A 17,565-nucleotide genomic window follows, 5' to 3' on the forward strand; every position below is an offset into this window, starting at 1 on the left:
AAGTACCTTGCGCTTCCTTAGTGGTTGGTCGATGTGTACCCCCACAGTGGACTTTCACCACCTAGATAGTTGCCATGCCTGGCACACTAAAAAAAGAGCTGCCGAAGCAACTCTCTTATTGAAGTAAATCATCCGTTGGCTCTATAATATATTCTTTTATGCTTAGACTTAGTTCCCATTGAGAAAAATTGGGGTTTTAAACTTCAAATTGACTAATCCAAAATACTACATTAAGTTCGGGAAGCATCAACTCGATTGAATTACCAAATCAGGTATTAACCCCTTATCTTTCCATTAAACGATATTTCTTAAAATGTCCGTTGTAATCTTCCTGGCGTCTACTGATGTACCAGAGATGTTCGTAACAAAAACATAGTCACAATCCTGTGTTTCAATAAAACCAACATACCAGCCATTGTTTGACCCCTGTCCTGTTTTTCCGTATAGGGTATAGTTTTCACCTTCAGTTTGGATCATCATCCGCTTAACGGTTTTCATGACATCCTTATCAAAAGGAAGTTTATCTTTATATAAAGTTTCCATAAAATCCGCTTGTTCGATAGGAGAAATTTTGAGTGTGCTACTTAGCCAAAACTGATCAATCCCTCCACTAATGTCTTGGTTGCCATAAGAAATCTTATGAACCCACTCTTCCATTCTATTTTCTCCAATGTCACGGGCCATTGCTTGATAATACCAAACAACAGAGTTCCTTAAACCAGACCCAAGTGTATGGTCCTTGTTCCCAATCTCAAGTTCACGTCTCACTCCGTCCCAATATTTAATGTCATTTCATCCTCTACAGCCCCTACCTGTAATCCAATGAGTGCATTAGGTACCTTAAAAGTCGATTGCGGCGCAAATCCTTGTTCGGCTCGTTCATTATTATAGATAAAAGTCCTGCCTTTTTTCATCTCACGTAATATGAAAGTACCGTCACGTTCAGTAAAAAATTCATCGACGTCTTGCTTTTTAATGTTTAGCTTATCCCTGGCAGCATTGGCCCCACTTGTTTTTTTGCATACATGTAAATAGAACGAATGTACCAATATGTATTAAAAAGACTGACAGGACCTTTAGTTTTTTCATATTTTATCACCACAACATTTTTTACAATCCTATCCATTTTAGCAGATAACCTAACATTTTTAAGTTTTAGAATTTTCATCTTTTCAATAATATTCATTTAGATCCCGCTCTCATATAACAGGGAAAGGTGGGCGACTTTTTGTTACATATCTTTAAAAAACGAATAAAATTCAGTCTATCCCCCAATAATAAGTAGACTAATAAGCAGGGAGGGATTTATGTGGATGTTAAACGTGTAAAACAGATACTTTCTTCTTCATCTGACATTGAGGTGAGATATAATGGCACTTCAGTATGGATTGATAATTTAAATGAAGACGGCAGAACTGCTACAGTACATCTAAGAGGACCATTAGAGGAAAAATCAGAAGTGGTAATTGATGAACTCAAAGAAATATAATGAATCTCAATTAAAAATAAGCTCCTCTCTTAAAGAGAAGAACCCAGAGTGTAGACAAACCCCTTTTCCCAAAGAATCGTTGGAGAAAAAGGGCTTTTTTTATCTTTTAATTAGCATATTTAGTTGTGACTATGAAATAAGGACACAACTAAATATGCTTTTCTTATTTCAACCTTAGCTTTTGACCGATATAAATTTTATCCGGGTTTTTAATGCTGTTGAGACTAACAAGAGATTTTACGGTTGTTTTGTTGTTTTTTGCAATCAAGCTTAGTGTATCGCCTTTTATTACCGTATATGTTGTGGTTGATCCAGTTTTCAATGCACGGGAGTTGGGCGTCCTAAAAGCATTTACTGTATTTGTAAAATCCCTATAAGCTATATTCAAATCCACCTTTGTGCTGATACCACTTATCTTACCAGAATCGGAATGCTGCCAAATATCTGTGCTTCGTCCCAACGAGCTGGTGTATTGAGCGATCCACAAAGCATACCTCGTCAATCTTGATTCCTCTAAAGTATTTTCGAGAAAGTATTTACCCGTATAAAGCATAGCGGTGTATCCTGCTTCTTCAATAGCGTCTAAAAAAGCTATTGCAGCATCGGTTAACTTTTTTTTCTTTGCACCTTTTTTATTTTCTTCAAGATCAAGAACAACAGGGTAATTTAAAGCAAAGGAGCTGATGGAATCTAAAAAATAAGCAGCCTCTGCCTTTGCCTCAGCAACAGTAGCAAACTTCGCATAGTGATAGGCCCCGACATTCAATCCCGCTGCCAAGGCTTGAGGAGCATTTTCTTTAAAATAGGAGAGCTTAGGATAATTCGTTCCCTCGGTTGCTTTAATGAATACAAACTTCACGCCGGCCTTTGCAACCTCATCCCAATTAATAGCACCTTGCCAATGTGAAACATCGATTCCCTTTACATTTTCCATATTAATATCCTCCTCTTTTTTCAAAAGGAAAAACACTCTATGTGCATGAATATAATCCATTTTCTAATTTTATGATTTGAATTCGTTCTTATAAACACCTCATGGTGGAAACATACATTCCTATTTCCCAAACTATAATTGTGGGAATGTTATTGCCGTCCTAAATACCATTCATTTGGTATCATCTAAAATTCATTTCAGTGAAAACATTAAACGTCGTTAAAAATCAGATTGAAAGTATAGTGCTTTAGTTTTCAACGTTTATTGTATGCTATCCTGATTTTATTAATATTAGAAGGGAGTTGGGTGCCCGATGTAACAAATAAATTTGAAATCAAATATTTCAAATCATACGAAATAGATTAGTCTGCCGATTTTCTATAAATTGTTGAGCAATAATGAAAATAGTTCCATATAAAAAGGTTGCCGTAGCAACCCCTGTTAGACCCACATATTAATAGTGGACCTATGTATCAAACATGGCATCTTCCATTAATAGTTTTCGGTGGCTTAATAGCTTAAAATTCTCTTTTTTATAGACTAATAGTCTTTTGTTCTTAATTTTTTAGCTGCATAGGCAAGGTTTTTCAAACATTCTATTCGAACTTTATCGTCACATACAAAGTCGTACAAAATTTCATTTTCTAATTTTGTATATATTAACGAGATTTCATCCTCTTTTGTCCATTTTCCCATTCGATAAATTTCTAGGTGACTTTGTATTTCTTGTACAAAGTATTCGACCGTACCAAATAAAACAGTCATTTTTTAATACCCCACTCTTATTCATATTCATGATTTTCTTTGTTTTCAAAACATTTGTTGTTAATTTTTTCAAAAATTGATTTTGGACGCGACAGGTTTTCTTTTACTAGACTTTTGTTACCTTTCCCCAATTCATTTCACTGGCAAGAATATAACAACACTGAATTCTTTCATCAAATCATTCTCTTCTTTCTTTTCTTTAATAATTCTTACGAGATAATTATTTGAGGCAATATAGATATCAAAAAACCTTTTTTAATTCTATATATCCTTTAATCCAAGTTCATAAAAATCATCATTATACTATTTTCAAATTTTCATTCTTAATAAAGTTCGAAAGGTTCTACTTGTTTCTACGGGTAAGGACATTATAAATTAGTTTTGAGTGAATTTGAGGCAATATTCAATAGAGTACTTACAATACATTTTATTTGTACCAATTATTTTAGAAAACGATTAAAGGAATTAAATGAAGGTAAATTGAAACCACTTGCTGATGCTATCATCAAAGAGAATGTTTTCTTTTTAAGGATAATGGCTGATTATGCAAAATTTATTGGACATCTCCTTGATCGATCGGAAAGAAAGTTTGTAGATATGGCGCGAAACTTTAGCAATGATTTTGATCAATTAGTCTTTCAAGCTGTAGACTTAGAGTCCATGAAGCCGCAATCTCAAACTGCCTCTCATTGGATTAATTTCTAGTTCAGAACCGTGTTTCCGTCGTATCACTTCGAGACTTTAAGAAAACCGCCAGAGATTTAATCGAAGAATGCAAAATCAAGAGCATTATCCATCCTCTATTGGCTGATCACGTTTTCCGTGAAGCCAATCGTTTCCTTGAAATTATCGATATGTTTGAATCCCATCTTACAGGTGAAAAATATAATTAATTGAGTATGAATGATATAGAAAATTGCAATTATCGGATTCTAACCTAAATATGCCCCTCTCGAATATAGAGAAGGGCTTTTATATGTAAAAAGTTAAGATTGGGAGTTCACCAATGTTTTAAGTTTCTCTTTATCAGAGACATGAATCCATGGTAAATCCAGATTATCATCGTTAATACCAGGTTGGATAACGCGGCTATACAAAAGGTCACAAATACAATCATTTAATAACTGGATATCCTTGTCTGATATTTTCCGGTTATATGTTACATCAGCGTCTCCTGTTTGTTTAGTCATCCCCCCTATCAAGCCTCTTTGTTTTAATGAACTTCTAATCACTTCTCGAATAGCCTCTAGACTAGTCAACGGAAATACATCAAGGTGCCTAACAATCATTCTAAAAATATCCTTTTTAGATAAGTCCTGTTCAATATGCTGTCGCAATTATTCCACCCCATTCGTCCAAACATTCTTCAAATGAAAGGTAAAATCCTCCTTTGTCCTTAAAAAGGAAAAAAAACTAATTTGATGCCGCCATTTGCTTTATTCTCAATGGAATAAATAAAAAATCTGATTAACGACTCCCAGTCACAAATACAGTATATGGAAAAAATGCCCGTTTGGTCCTTAAACTTTTATCGAAGATCAACAAATAATTAACCAATGCCCACCAAAAAACCCCTCTCGATTTTGAGAAGGCCATTGAACAATGGAGGAGTACCACTTAGGGGGTAGTACAATAATATAATTATCGCCAATCAAATACATTTATATTCCTCCCTTATATTAAGTAACAATTTAGTGAAAGCTTCTTTACCTGCCTTACAAATTTATATTGAATTGCTTTTTAGTACTATTTGTAAAGCTTTAATTAGTGCTTGGTTCTAGAAACGTTAAATCCGCCCGCAATAAAATATGCTTGATAACTACTTTTTAATGTTTTGTGAAAGCTACCCCCTTTGATTGACTGCCTTCCTTCTACTTATTAATGGATTTCAAAAGATTAAGCGGATTATCATTCCTTTATTTGTAAATAATAAAGGCCACTTACTCTATTCAATTTTCTCCATGTTTCTGATATGCTTTTATCATTAAAAAAGAAAGGTGTAGTTACGATGATAAAGGAATTCAGGGAGTTTATAACCAAAGGCAACGTTCTCGATCTTGCTATAGCTGTAGTGATGGGTGCTGCATTTGGGAAAATCGTTTCATCGCTAGTCGAAAATATTATCACACCTCTAGTTGGAATTTTACTAGGAGGGGTCGATTTTTCTTCGTTATTCATTTCAGTTGGAGACGCGAAAATTCAATACGGTGCATTTGTTCAAGCTGTGATTGATTTCTTGATTATTTCGTTTGCTATTTTCATGTTTATGAAGATAGCGAATTCTCTTATTAGAAAAAAACAAACGGACGAGGAAGAGGAAATTGTAGTGGTACCGGCAACCGAGCAATATTTAAAGGAAATTCGTGACCTTTTACAAAAAAATGCAAGGCAGGACGAAACATTATAATTTCATACTTTAATTTAACACACGGAACCATTCTATAATAATGGCCGCATGTCTTCTTGGAGTATCGGAAACGAAAGTTCAAGGAGACATATAAATAACTAACGATTTAGCCACTCTCAATTAATAAAATGTACCCTATAGAATAGACACTTTGAAAAAAGTCCACCTGTAGGGTACTTTTGTTTATAATTAGAAAAAACACGTCGGAGTGAATCAAGATGACCAAACGATTATTTACGGAAAAAGAACAAGCACAACTAAAATGTAATCCTCATGTTCAAGCTGTTAGTGACAAGGTCATCAGTACACAGCTGAATTTAAACTCCAATTTATTACTGAAAATGAGCAAGGAAAAATACCAAAAACTATTTTTGAAGAAGCAAGTTTAGATATTGAACTAATCGGCTTAAAACGTATACAATCTGCAGGAAAACGCTGGCGTAGCTCATCGTGAAAATGGAGAAGAAGGTCTACACGATGTAAGAAAAACAAATTCTGGACGTCCCGTTGGTAATTTGTAATTTTTATTCTTATTTTTATTTTTATTTCCTAATCTCAATACCAAGTACAATATTCGTCAACTCCACTATTCATAGCACCTCACTTTTTCCAATTACCAGAAAAAGTAAATCTTTCTCTGCACAATAAATAGCTACTTTACAGACCCCTGCCTAGCCTACACCAGTCCATTCATGACTGGGCTAAATCACCAGCTGCTTTCACACGAATACGGGTTGCATTCCCAGGCATATACGCTAAAGGTACATCTTCTATGTCGACAATAACAAGCGTTTCGGGATCAGCTCCTGCACTGATTGCTTCTGACATCGCTATTTCCTTTGCCTGTTCCAATGCTGCTTCCCTTCCTATTTCAGCTAGTGCATATACTTTTTCAATCTGCCCGCTAACCTGAGAGATAGCCGACCCAATGGCATTTGCTACACCTGAATGTAATGGGCGAATGACTTCAGATGCACCGTTTAATTCCTCAGGTAAAAGGATGCTTCCACCTCCAACGAGAATGACAGGCACTGGTGCAGCACTTGTTTTCATCTTATCAATAGCTTCTTCGACCAGATTGACCATATTTAAATAGACTCTATTTAATAATTCCTTATCAAGGTAAGCCACTTTTGAAGCATCCCCAAGTTCCACCTTTCCAAGAGCCACAGCAACATCAGTTGTTGTTAAAGTATTACCTCCGAAAATCAAGGCTTTTTCTGGCAGTCGGTATCCGACACTGTCTGGTCCAATTGTGAACTCACCATTCTCTCCTATGCGGATTATTGTACCTCCGCCAAGTCCGATCGAGATTAAATCAGGCATCCGGAAGTTTGTTCTGGCTCCTCCAATCTCTACTGCCAAAGAAGATTCCCTTGGAAACGATTGAACTAGAACACCAATATCTGTTGTTGTTCCCCCAACATCTAAAACGATTGCATCGGTTAATTCACTCAAATAGGATGCTCCTCTTAATGAGTTAGTCGGACCGCAAGCAACAGTGAAGATTGGGTATTTGACCGCATATTCAATTGACATTAATGTCCCATCATTCTGGCAAAAGAATACTTTTGCCTCAATTCCTTCATTCTTCAGTGCATTGATGAATCCATCCGCAGTGGTTTTAGCAACATTTACGACAGCTGCATTAAGAATCGTCGCATTTTCCCTTTCCAGTAAACCGACTGAACCAATTTCTGAAGATAAAGAAATTGAGATTTCTTCTCCCAGTACTTCTTTGAAAATTTCACTTGCTCTTTGTTCGTGTGTTTGCGTTACAGGTGAGAAGACAGAAGTAATCGCGATGGAATCCACTTTCCCATTGATATCTTCGGCAATTTGATACAAATGCGCTTCATCTAATTCAACAATCTCCCGGCCATCAAATTCATGTCCGCCGCGGATTAGGTATACGTACTTTCCGAGTACTGAGCAAAGGTCTTCAGGTACGCCGATCAGCGGTTTAACGGCTAAAGTAGCCGGAGCACCAATACGGATTGCTGCGATTTTGTTTAATCTCTTTCGTTCAACGATAGCATTTGTACAATGGGTCGTACCCAGCATTGCATATTTAATTTGCTCCCGAGGAACCTTTGCATCTTCGATTATTTTTCTCATTGCCGTATAGATGCCTATGGAAACATCCTCCGTTGTAGGTGATTTTGTTTCCGAAATGACCTGATTATATTGATCTAAAAGCACTGCATCTGTGTGGGTTCCCCCGACATCAATTCCTATTCGATATACACTCATTATACTAGCCCTCCTTTTTTCAATAGTTCTTCAACAGGAACATAACCGACGTCATAGCCAAAGTATTTTGGACCAACAGCTTCAATTCCCTTTTCCGTTCGCCACTTTGGATGGCATGGCATTCCGATTACCACGCATCTTGCTCCATATCTGATTCCTTCAGTAGTGATCGGCAAGCCTGTTTCTGCATCAAGCACGGCAATCAAATCTGGAGTGACACAAAGCAAGCGTTTCTCTGTCTGTGCAATTAAATGCTCATTTTGGAATCGCACCTCGAGTTTTTCTCCCTTATACTCATTGATTCCCTCAAATGTTGCCACACCTCTAGCAAATCCCGCTTCTGTCTTGCGGTTGATATCACTCACTTTTCCACGGAACAATTCAAACCCGTCTGCCTTATTCAACACTTCTTTTATTGGATCAACATTATTGTCCTTTGCAAGCCTTATTGTCTTACCGATTTTTTCCTCTAAGCTTAGTATATTTCTAATTCCGCTTTCCTTTATATTCTTTCCTGTCATTGGATAGATGGCTGTCATTGTGGAACCGCCCATTTCAATCGTCGCTGCACGAGCAATCCTTTCTGTCCAGACATTATTTATGGTTGAGAGCAGTGAAGTATTGCCTTTCTCATCCGCAAGCACCATCGGAGTAGCAGCAATTCCATCCAAATAAAAAGTGACCATTTGCAATTCCGGGAATGCTCTTCCCATCCCATCAACATCCACCACAGGCAAGCCAAGCTTTGCAGCAAGTGCAAGGGGCACCATCGAATTCACTCCGCCTGCTTCAATCGGCATCGTTGCAAAAATCTTTTTTCCTAAATAAAATTCGAGGTTTTTGAAAGCGGCTGTTGCTTCTTCGCCACTTGGAGCTTTTTCCAACATAACCGTCGGTGCTCCCATCATTGCGGAAGGAACTACTAATGCGTCATCAGGAACTTCATCCACATCCAACAATGTGATTTCCCCGTATTCTTCAATTGCCTGTAAAGCCATTAGTTTACCAATGTAAGGATCTCCTCCTCCGCCCGTTCCGAGTAAAGCTGCACCTACTGCTATATCTTCAATTTCCTGTTTACCTAATCTCCTCATTTTCTCAAAACCCCCGATTTTCAAAAATTATGATGCGATATGATCCCTATTCTCTTTTTTCCCTTTGATAGATTTTATAAATAACACACCTGTGTAATAGATAATGCCGCTTATTAAAAGGGAATTGATAGATGGTATGCCAACTGTAATAAAATAGCCGCTTGCAAATCCTGCTGCCCAGGCAACTAATGTAACTGGATTCAATTTTTCAGGCTCAGATGGCAAATTTCCTTTCTCTCTGCTTTCATCAAGAGCTTTTCGATACGTTTTTAGCACGAAGTAATCTACCACCATAATTCCAGCTATTGGAGGTATCATGATTCCAAGTAAAACAAGGAAGTCTACAAATCTATCGAGAATGCCCATTATGGAAAGCAAAGTGCCGATAGCACCAATTACAAGTGTAACGAGTCCCCGATTCATCTTGACCTTAAAAACCGAATCGAAAATATTAGTAAAGCCAAGAGAAGAGGAATATAAATTCACGTTATTAATTTTCACTGTGGAGAAAACGACAACTGCAGCACCAAGCCAGCCAGACGTTTGTAGCATGATGCTCACAACATCGCTCGTTTTTGCTGCATGGGCCATCAACACAGCGATCATTCCTACACCAAGTTCACCCACTAGAGTACCAATTGTAGTCATCCAAAAAACATCCTTACCGTTTCGGGCAAACCGACTGAAGTCAGGTGTGATTACGGCACCAATAATGAATCCTCCAGCAACCATTGTTGCACCCACGCCCAGAGAAAGACTCTCTCTCGGGGGCGGCGTTCCCATTAAACTGAAAATGGAATGATCACTGAGAACTTGATAGATGCCAATCCCTACCACCAATAGAAAGGCAGGAACGGTAATTTTGGCTGTCATGCTTAAAAGCTTAAAACCAAATATAACCAGTACAGTTACGCCTAATCCGGTGATGGCAGCTGCAATTGGGAGGGTCAATTTACCATCGGTGGCTTCAACCAATCCATTAGCAAAAACAGTGTTCTGTACTCCAAACCAACCAATTGTACAAAAAGCAATGACCGCGCCAATGATACTCGAACCATACCTGCCGAATCCTGTCCAACGCGACAATAGACTAGTTGAAAGGCCTTCACGTGCACCGGCATAACCGATTAGAAAACTTATAACTTGTAAAATGACACTTCCAAACATCATGGCCCAAAACGCCTGCCAAAAAGTCATTCCGTATCCTAATGCTGCACCTAGCATAAATTGAGAAAGTGTAGCTAGGGCACCGACTCTGACAATCATGATATCCCACATTGGCAATCTCGCATTTTGTGGAACTCTCGATAGAGAGTAATCGTCTCCCAACTTTGTATTATCTTCCATAAATTCACCCCCTATGAATTACTCCTCAGCTTTATCGATCAACTTGGAGATTTCCCTGCCTTTTTAAGGCTCTTTTGTATGATGAATATCAATAACTGCTGACCGAATATTCCGTTAATTTATTTTAAAGGGGTTAACTTGTTGTGTTTTCTTTTTCTTAAAAAAGTTTATGAACTTTTTACTCTCTGTTTAGAAGGTGGAGTCATGTAGGTCAAGCGGCTTTGTTTAACCCCCATAGCAATTAAAATTTCAAGCATCTTTGTGGCTGCAAATGCGGGATCAATAACCGGAACATCATAACCTTTTTGCTTTAATCGTTCCTGAAGCTCCGCTGCAACACCCATAAAGCCTGTACACCCTAACACTAAAGCATGAGCATTGTCATGTTCAATTGCTTTTATCATTTCTTCAAACAACGCACTTTTTAACTTTTCCTTGTCTTGAACTTCTAGAACAGGAATATTTACATACCTAATTGAGGCAACATTCCCATCTACACCTAGAGTTTTGCTTATGTTTTCAATCATAGGTACAACATTAGGCAACACCGTTACAATAGAAAAGGATTTTGCTAATGAGCTCGCAACAAGCATGGATGACTCACATGGTCCAACAACTGGAATATCCAATATTTCTCTTGCAGGCTTCACACCTGGATCTCCAAAACAATCACTAATTACACCCTCATACCCCTCTTCTTCAGCCTGCTTTGCTTTTTCCAGGAAATTAGGTATACAAAGTGCTTCATCATATTCGCTTTCAATTGATTCAGGTCCATAATCAAGATTGCAAACTCCTACTTCAGTGTTTTCGGAAACATAAGATTTAATCTCTCTTCTAATTTCTTCATTAAAAATGTCCGATATAACCGGCATGATCACTTTAATTTTAATTGGAATACACTCCTTTATTTTTATTAGACCTGCTGAACCATTTTTATTGCTTTGTCATGATTTATTATTTATATCACCCCCTTTTAGGAAACCATTCCATTTCTGCCATAGTTATGACTTTACCTTTTTATTATTCAAACAGGGGATATCTTCTTACTTTTTCCCCTCTTTGAAATCATGTTTGAAAGATTTGCTCCTTTCCTCGTCTGATCATAATACGAATGACTTTCATATATTTTCCTTACATATTACCTTCCTATTTGTTATTCACCTTTAGTCAAAGGCCCATATTTCCTCTCTATATCACTAAACATGGAGCTGATGAATCGATCTGCAATATGAACTTGTTCCATTAAATCTTGACCCTCATACAAGTTTATACCCCAGAATAATCCATTCCCGAGTAAAACAAATTGCTTAATGATTTGGTCCACTTCGTCTGCGGAAATGCTAGGATAACTCTGCCTCAATAGATCTTCAAGTGAACTAACCATCCAATCATTAAAATGCAACAAATACTTTTGTAAATATAGTTTTATTTCCGGAATGGGTGACGTAACTAACGATATATAAGCCATAGTCTCTCGCTCATCATCTTTGTGATACTTAACGATCCCGTGAAGCATTTCACTAAAAATCTGATCAACTGATTGTGAACTTGTTTTAGCTAAAATTCGTTTCATTTCGGCTAAATGGTTATCAAGTAATTGTTGAAAAGCAGCGATAAATAATTCCTCTTTGTTTTTATAAAAAAAATAAATGGATGCTGGTTTTATTCCCACTTCATCCGCAATTTTCTTCATGGTAGCTCCTTGGTATCCATGTAGTGAATAATGCAAAAGAGCTGCATCTATCAATTCTTGCCTTTTCAATTCATCCCCACCTAACGTTTATTAGGTAAATTATAAAGCGCATATTTCAGAAAAACAATAATTTTCTGATTTTTTTTGCTCCGCTGAATTATTAATATTGTGATGACAGTAGTTGCACAGAGATCAACACATTTACGGTTATCTTATGCCTCAAGAGATTCGGCACTGTCGATTAAAAGAAATCCTTTTGGCAACACACACTAGTATGTTCTATAAAATTGGATCTTGAGCCGATTCTTGGCTAATAAAACAAAAAATCCATTTATCATTTAATAATGAAAAATGGATTTTAATAAACTTTTATAAGATTCTAGTTATATTCCCACATAATTCGTTTAATGAATTTCGAAAAAACTATTTCTCCAATTCAAATAAAGCAGCAGCATTTGGCCACAATTTCTTGTCTAAATCATCCAAATAAGGAACCACTTTTCGTACATCGGAAATAATTGAAAAATCTACGTCATGAATTAAAATACTCTGTTCTGTTCTTGAAGCTTCACATAGGACCTCACCGTTCGGAGCAACAAATTTACTCTTTCCGCAGCTCCCTTCATTAACCGTGTTTACGCCAAGAATATAAACCGTATTATCGAGTGCGCGCGCAGGAAGTTGAATATCCCATCTTGTTTCTGCTCCGTAACTCCATACTGAAGGAACAATAATAAGTTCTACACCTTGAAGGGCTAGAATTCGGCTTGGTTCAGGAAATTCAATATCAGCACAAATAAGAACACCTATTTTTCCTTTCGATGTATCAATTGCATTATAGACTTTCTCACCAGGAGTGAAGATTTCTTTCTCTCTTCCCCACAAAAATGATTTTCGATAAGTTGCAATGACTTCCCCTGTTGACTCAATTACAGCTAAGGATATGTAAAGGTCTCCATTTTCTCCCTCAACAAAAGGTACGATGAGTATTACTTTTAACCTCTGAGCTAGCTTTTGAAATAATGAAACAGTTTCTCCAGTCGGAACCTCTTGCAACGATTGGAATTGTTCCTTCGATAAATAGTAACCACTTACCCAAAGTTCAGGTAATACGATTAATTCAGCTCCTTGTTTAGCCGCCTCTTCAACCATTTCTATACAATTTTTAATATTTTTATCCCTTTCTCCAGGGATAGCTTGTAATTGAACTGCAGCAACCTTAACCAACAAAAGCACATCCTTTTCTGCAAATGAAAATTATCGGATTATTTAGAAATCTGTGTTTAATTTAATAATATTTTATTTTATTTAATTAAGCAATGATTATTTCTTTTAGTATTTAATTTTGAATTTTTTATTTCAAAAAATCTAAAAATTGTGTAAACTATAATCAATCCAGTTTCGGTTAGGGTATTTGTAAACTTTTACACAACATTTTTCAGGGAGGTCTTACATGAAAAAACAACAGAATGAGTTAGAACAATCACTCAGTTCTCGTCACATGTCAATGATTGCTATCGGAGGCGTCATTGGTGCAGGTCTTTTTGTAGGTAGTGGCGCTGCCATACATAAGGTCGGGCCTGGCATCTTGGTTTCGTATGTAATAGCCGGTGTTTTAGTGTTCTTGATTATGAAGAGCCTAGGTGAAATGGCCACTTCCAATCCATCAAGCGGTTCATTTTCAGAATATGCTCGAGACGCAATTGGCCCTTGGGCAGGTACAACAGTTGGGTGGCTTTATTGGTTTCAATGGGTTGTCGTTATTGCCATTGAAGCCATTGCAGGTGCAGCCATCATCAATATGTGGTATCCAGGTATCCCTTTATGGTTTCTTGCTTTGGCCTTGACAATCGCATTGACTTTAACAAATATCTATTCAGTGAAATCCTTTGGAGAATTTGAATACTGGTTTGCCATGATTAAAGTAGCGAGCATCATCGCCTTTTTAATTTTAGGCGTATCTTATATATTCGGATTTTCAGGAGAATCGGCTGTTGGAATATCTAACCTTGTACAAAACGGGGGATTTTTCCCTAATGGTGTTAGCTCCGTCTTTGTGGGAGTCATCACTGTATTTTTCTCTTTTGCCGGTACAGAAGTAGCGACTATTGCAGCTGCAGAATCAAAGGATCCTGTTAAGTCTGTCTCTAAAGCTATCAATAGTACAATATGGCGTGTCTTAATCTTTTATGTAGGCTCAATAGCCGTAGTTGTGACATTACTTCCTTGGAATTCTGCTAATGTATTACAGAGTCCATTTGTTGCCGTTTTAGAGAACCTAGGTATTCCTTTTGCAGCTCACCTCATGAATTTCATCGTACTAACAGCTGTTTTATCATGTCTAAATGCTGGTTTATATACAACATCCCGAATGCTCTTCTCTTTAGCTAAAAAAGGGGATGCCCCTAAATATTTTAGTAAGTTGAATAATAATGGCGTACCTGCTAGAGCTGTTTTTGCAGCGACCATATTTTCTTATATTGCTGTAGTGATGAGTTATGTTTCTCCTGAATTAGTTTTTCTGTTTCTAGTTAATTCATCAGGAGCGATTATATTACTAGTTTATTTGGTTATCTCCATTTCTCAGTTGAGGATGAGAAAAAGATTAGAAAGAGAGAATCCTGATGCTCTTAAAGTGAAAATGTGGTTGTTCCCATATTTGACTTATGCAACAATCCTGGGGATTTCCATCATATTGATTTCCATGGCTTTTATTGATTCTACAAGAAGCCAACTTTATTCAACACTATTATTAACCGGAGTAATCATTGTGTTGACTCATTTCTTCGGAAATAAGAAAATTAATAGCGCAGAGGATAAAAGTAAACTATCCAGCAATTTGCCTCCATTGAAATAAGGCAGAATATTATGATGTGATATTTTTAAAAAAGCCTTACTCTTCCACATTGGAAAAAGTAAAGCTTCTTTCTATTGCATCTTCTTTTTTTGAAAAACATCAAAATGACTCCAGATGTCTTCTAAAACTTCTAATCGATCATGTATATCTTCCTGCTTCTCTTTTCCGACAAACATAATCAAAGCATTAATCAAGCTCAATGGTGCAACAAAAGAGTCAATAAAGCTGGGCATCTGACTGGATGCTGTCAACGGAATGTCCGCATAAGGAATAAGCGGTGAGAGTAAATTATCAGTAATGGCAATTGTTGTCGCATTTTTTTCCTTTGCAAAAGAAAACATTTGAATGGTACTTTTCGTATACCGATCAAAACTGACACCAATCACTACATCTTCCTCACTTAAATTATATAACTTTTCCGATGAATTCTCTAATGACTGCAGGAGTTCCACATTATTTAAAACAATTTGAAGATAATATTCTAAAAAAACGCCCAGGGAAGTGGCACTGCGGTTTGCGATAACATATACTCTTCTCGCTTGTAATAAGCATTTCACTGCTTCATGGAATGCATCTTCATCCAATTTCTCCATAGTGGATTTTATGTTTGCGATGTCATCTTGGAAAACTTCGTATACTCCTGAAGATTCTTTATTGTAAACCTTTTGGGACATCTTTAATCGCTCTGTCGTTGTCAGCTGCTGCTTAACGGAATTCTGCATATACTGCTGCATCTCTGGATAGCCTGAATAGCCAAGCGAGGTTGCAAATCGCACAACAGTGGCATCACTGACCCCTGCCATTTTTGCTAATTTTCCAACTGTAAAAAAAGGAACGGTCGTTTGATTCTCTAATATATATGTAGCTATTTTCACGTGGGACTTGCTCATTTCCCCTATTTGTCCAGCGATGTTTTGATAGACGTTTGACATTAAAAAGAGCGCCCCTTTATTTATATTTATGTATTGTAGGAGTATCTATTTCCTTTTTGTGAATGATTATAATTTAACAATAGGTTTTTTCATCCTTTTTTGTCAAGTTAATTGCAAGTACCATGGTGGAATTAAAAAAGGCCGATCAATTAAAATCGCTTTGATCGGTCCTTTTTCTTTTCATCTAACACTTAGTTAAACTGAATTATTTCAGGATCCGTCCAATGGCTTCATCATGCGCTTCCACAGTTCGAAGAATATCTTCCTCCGTGTGTACGACAGACATCGAATAACGATTAAGCGGCTTTGTATAAATACCTAATTTTAATAACTCATAGTCAATCTCTTTTCTTAATTTCGTATTTGCCCTGCTCATATCACGATAATTTTTAATCGGGCCTTCGGCTAAGATAATGTTAAAGATACTGCCCATACCGACTGTTTGCATGTTTAAGCCATGTTTTTTATACACATTCTCAAGTTCCTTACGTAAAGATTGCGTCTTTGCAAACAAATCTTCCATCGTATCTTCTTGTTCTAATAAGTCAATAGTTGCTAATCCGGCGGCCAATATGGTTGGGTGACCATTGTATGTTCCACTATGATATAAAGGATTTTGTTTATTTATATTATCTGCTCCGGCTGTTAAAATATCTCGTCCGCCTCTAGCTGAGCTAATCATCATTATTTCTTTTTTACCTCCAATGGCCCCTACTGGGAATCCGCCACCCAGTACTTTTCCTAAGGTAGTAATATCTGGTTTAATACCATAGACTTTTTGAGCTCCCCCAATTGATATCCTGAATCCTGTTTTTACTTCATCAAATATAAGCACTATATTAAGTTCTTCTGTTATTCTACGAAGCCCTTCCATGAATTCCTGTTCAGCAGGAATGAACCCTCCTTGAATTGGCTCTAAAATAACACCTGCTATTTCATGTGCATGGGCACGTAGAATCTTTTCGGTAGATTCCAAATCATTGAATGGAAGAATGACAGTATTTTCAATGTAGTAATCTGGTATTCCTCTTGATTCTCCAACTGCTTTAGGAGCTGTTGCGTTTCCTGCTTGATCCATATCAGGGTTAACACTCACTAATACTTGATCATATCCTCCATGATAATGCCCTTCAAACTTCGCCAATTTCGGTTTTCCGGTATAAGCCACCGCTGTACGAATTGCAAGAAGTGTTGCCTCTAATCCCGAATTCGTATAACGAACCATTTCAATACCAGGATATAACTCTACTAATTTTTCTGCCATTGTTGTTTCCATCTTGTGAGGCGTACCAAATATAGTCGTTCCAGACTCTATCATTTGTTTTGTCACAGCATCAAATACCTGTTGATGACCATGACCTAAAATTAGGGCTCCGTAGCATAATAAATAATCGATATATTCATTACCATCTACATCATATAACTTACTGCCTTTTCCTTTTTCCATCATTAGTGGATGTGGCGGGAAGTATTTAATATGTGCTGTGACACCGCCTGGAATCACTTCACAAGCTTTTTCAAATAATTCAGCTGATTTTTTTGTTTTTTCTGATAATATTTTTTTATCATGTATTATCATAATTAATTTCCCCTTTATATAGGTTTTTTATGCGAAGTTTTTATAAATAATAGAAGAGATTTTTTTAAATTTAATCAAACTTCTATTAAATGTGGAGATTTTTCAGACCAAACCCAGAGATTCAATTGATTAAGCAACCAGGTCCAGGTTCAGGCCCGACCATAAGAAGATAAGATAATAAGGTATACACTTTGAAAGTGCTTCCACCAACC

The 17,565-nt window shown here is 36.9% G+C and carries 15 protein-coding genes and 2 pseudogenes; 5 read left to right on the forward strand and 12 right to left on the reverse strand.

Going from position 1 to position 17,565, the window contains the following annotated elements; genetic code table 11:
- Positions 1–294: 294 nt before the first annotated feature.
- Positions 295–1,089: pseudogene (gene blaOXA / locus ACQKKK_RS25115) on the reverse strand (class D beta-lactamase).
- A 220-nt stretch (positions 1,090–1,309) separates the two neighbouring features.
- Between blaOXA and ACQKKK_RS25120 the strand changes: the two are divergent.
- Entirely contained in the window at positions 1,310–1,489 is a 180-nt protein-coding gene (locus ACQKKK_RS25120; RefSeq protein WP_427619846.1) for a small, acid-soluble spore protein, H family, read from the forward strand.
- A 163-nt stretch (positions 1,490–1,652) separates the two neighbouring features.
- On the opposite strand, the gene ACQKKK_RS25125 is transcribed toward ACQKKK_RS25120, so the two are convergent.
- Together ACQKKK_RS25125 and ACQKKK_RS25130 are read right to left on the reverse strand one after the other, a co-directional pair.
- Complete coding sequence (locus ACQKKK_RS25125) at positions 1,653–2,423, reverse strand: GH25 family lysozyme (RefSeq protein WP_427619847.1); 771 nt, start codon at positions 2,421–2,423, stop codon at positions 1,653–1,655.
- Positions 2,424–2,963: 540 nt separating this feature from the next.
- Positions 2,964–3,188 carry a hypothetical protein gene (locus ACQKKK_RS25130; protein ID WP_427619848.1) on the reverse strand — a complete coding sequence of 75 codons (225 nt, stop codon included), beginning with the start codon at positions 3,186–3,188 and terminating at the stop codon, positions 2,964–2,966.
- Positions 3,189–3,626: 438 nt separating this feature from the next.
- Here ACQKKK_RS25130 and ACQKKK_RS25135 point away from each other — a divergent pair.
- Positions 3,627–4,081 (forward strand): annotated as a pseudogene (locus ACQKKK_RS25135) (DUF2935 domain-containing protein); the annotation flags it as partial.
- Between the two features lie 93 nt (positions 4,082–4,174).
- On the opposite strand, the gene ACQKKK_RS25140 reads toward ACQKKK_RS25135, so the two are convergent.
- Entirely contained in the window at positions 4,175–4,525 is a 351-nt protein-coding gene (locus tag ACQKKK_RS25140; RefSeq protein ID WP_427619849.1) for a hypothetical protein, read from the reverse strand.
- Positions 4,526–5,196: 671 nt separating this feature from the next.
- On the opposite strand from ACQKKK_RS25140, the gene mscL reads away from it, so the two are divergent.
- Complete coding sequence (gene mscL, locus ACQKKK_RS25145) at positions 5,197–5,595, forward strand: large conductance mechanosensitive channel protein MscL (protein WP_427619850.1); 399 nt, start codon at positions 5,197–5,199, stop codon at positions 5,593–5,595.
- Positions 5,596–5,813: 218 nt separating this feature from the next.
- The gene (locus ACQKKK_RS25150) at positions 5,814–5,984 is read left to right on the forward strand and encodes a hypothetical protein (protein WP_427619851.1); all 171 of its coding nucleotides are present in this window, start codon (positions 5,814–5,816) and stop codon (positions 5,982–5,984) included.
- A 301-nt stretch (positions 5,985–6,285) separates the two neighbouring features.
- Here the strand turns inward: ACQKKK_RS25150 and ACQKKK_RS25155 are convergent, their stop codons facing one another.
- The 6 genes from ACQKKK_RS25155 to ACQKKK_RS25180 all read right to left on the reverse strand — a co-directional run bounded on the left by ACQKKK_RS25155 (position 6,286) and on the right by ACQKKK_RS25180 (position 13,221).
- On the reverse strand, positions 6,286–7,848 hold the full coding sequence (locus ACQKKK_RS25155) for a hydantoinase/oxoprolinase N-terminal domain-containing protein (protein ID WP_427619852.1): 1,563 nt from the start codon (positions 7,846–7,848) through the stop codon (positions 6,286–6,288).
- On the reverse strand, positions 7,848–8,942 hold the full coding sequence (locus ACQKKK_RS25160) for a DUF917 domain-containing protein (RefSeq protein ID WP_427619853.1): 1,095 nt from the start codon (positions 8,940–8,942) through the stop codon (positions 7,848–7,850). The genes ACQKKK_RS25155 and ACQKKK_RS25160 overlap by 1 nt, the downstream gene beginning before the upstream one ends.
- A gap of 27 nt (positions 8,943–8,969) precedes the next feature.
- A complete protein-coding gene (locus ACQKKK_RS25165) occupies positions 8,970–10,289 on the reverse strand; it encodes a purine-cytosine permease family protein (RefSeq protein ID WP_427619854.1) in 1,320 nt (439 codons plus the stop codon).
- A 167-nt stretch (positions 10,290–10,456) separates the two neighbouring features.
- A complete protein-coding gene (locus tag ACQKKK_RS25170; protein WP_427619855.1) occupies positions 10,457–11,164 on the reverse strand; it encodes an aspartate/glutamate racemase family protein in 708 nt (235 codons plus the stop codon).
- Positions 11,165–11,445: 281 nt separating this feature from the next.
- A complete protein-coding gene (locus ACQKKK_RS25175; RefSeq protein WP_427619856.1) occupies positions 11,446–12,054 on the reverse strand; it encodes a TetR/AcrR family transcriptional regulator in 609 nt (202 codons plus the stop codon).
- 354 nt (positions 12,055–12,408) lie between these two features.
- The gene (locus ACQKKK_RS25180; protein ID WP_427619857.1) at positions 12,409–13,221 is read right to left on the reverse strand and encodes a nitrilase-related carbon-nitrogen hydrolase; all 813 of its coding nucleotides are present in this window, start codon (positions 13,219–13,221) and stop codon (positions 12,409–12,411) included.
- Between the two features lie 217 nt (positions 13,222–13,438).
- Between ACQKKK_RS25180 and ACQKKK_RS25185 the strand changes: the two genes are divergently transcribed.
- Positions 13,439–14,842: an amino acid permease gene (locus tag ACQKKK_RS25185; protein ID WP_427619858.1), complete on the forward strand. Its 1,404-nt coding sequence runs from the start codon at positions 13,439–13,441 to the stop codon at positions 14,840–14,842.
- Positions 14,843–14,913: 71 nt separating this feature from the next.
- Here the strand turns inward: ACQKKK_RS25185 and ACQKKK_RS25190 are convergent, their stop codons facing one another.
- Positions 14,914–15,774: a MurR/RpiR family transcriptional regulator gene (locus ACQKKK_RS25190; RefSeq protein ID WP_427619859.1), complete on the reverse strand. Its 861-nt coding sequence runs from the start codon at positions 15,772–15,774 to the stop codon at positions 14,914–14,916.
- A gap of 205 nt (positions 15,775–15,979) precedes the next feature.
- Complete coding sequence (locus tag ACQKKK_RS25195) at positions 15,980–17,353, reverse strand: aspartate aminotransferase family protein (protein WP_427619860.1); 1,374 nt, start codon at positions 17,351–17,353, stop codon at positions 15,980–15,982.
- Between the last annotated feature and the right edge of the window lie 212 nt (positions 17,354–17,565).

This window comes from Peribacillus sp. NPDC006672 (genome assembly GCF_050274955.1).
Lineage (GTDB): Bacteria > Bacillota > Bacilli > Bacillales > DSM-1321 > Peribacillus.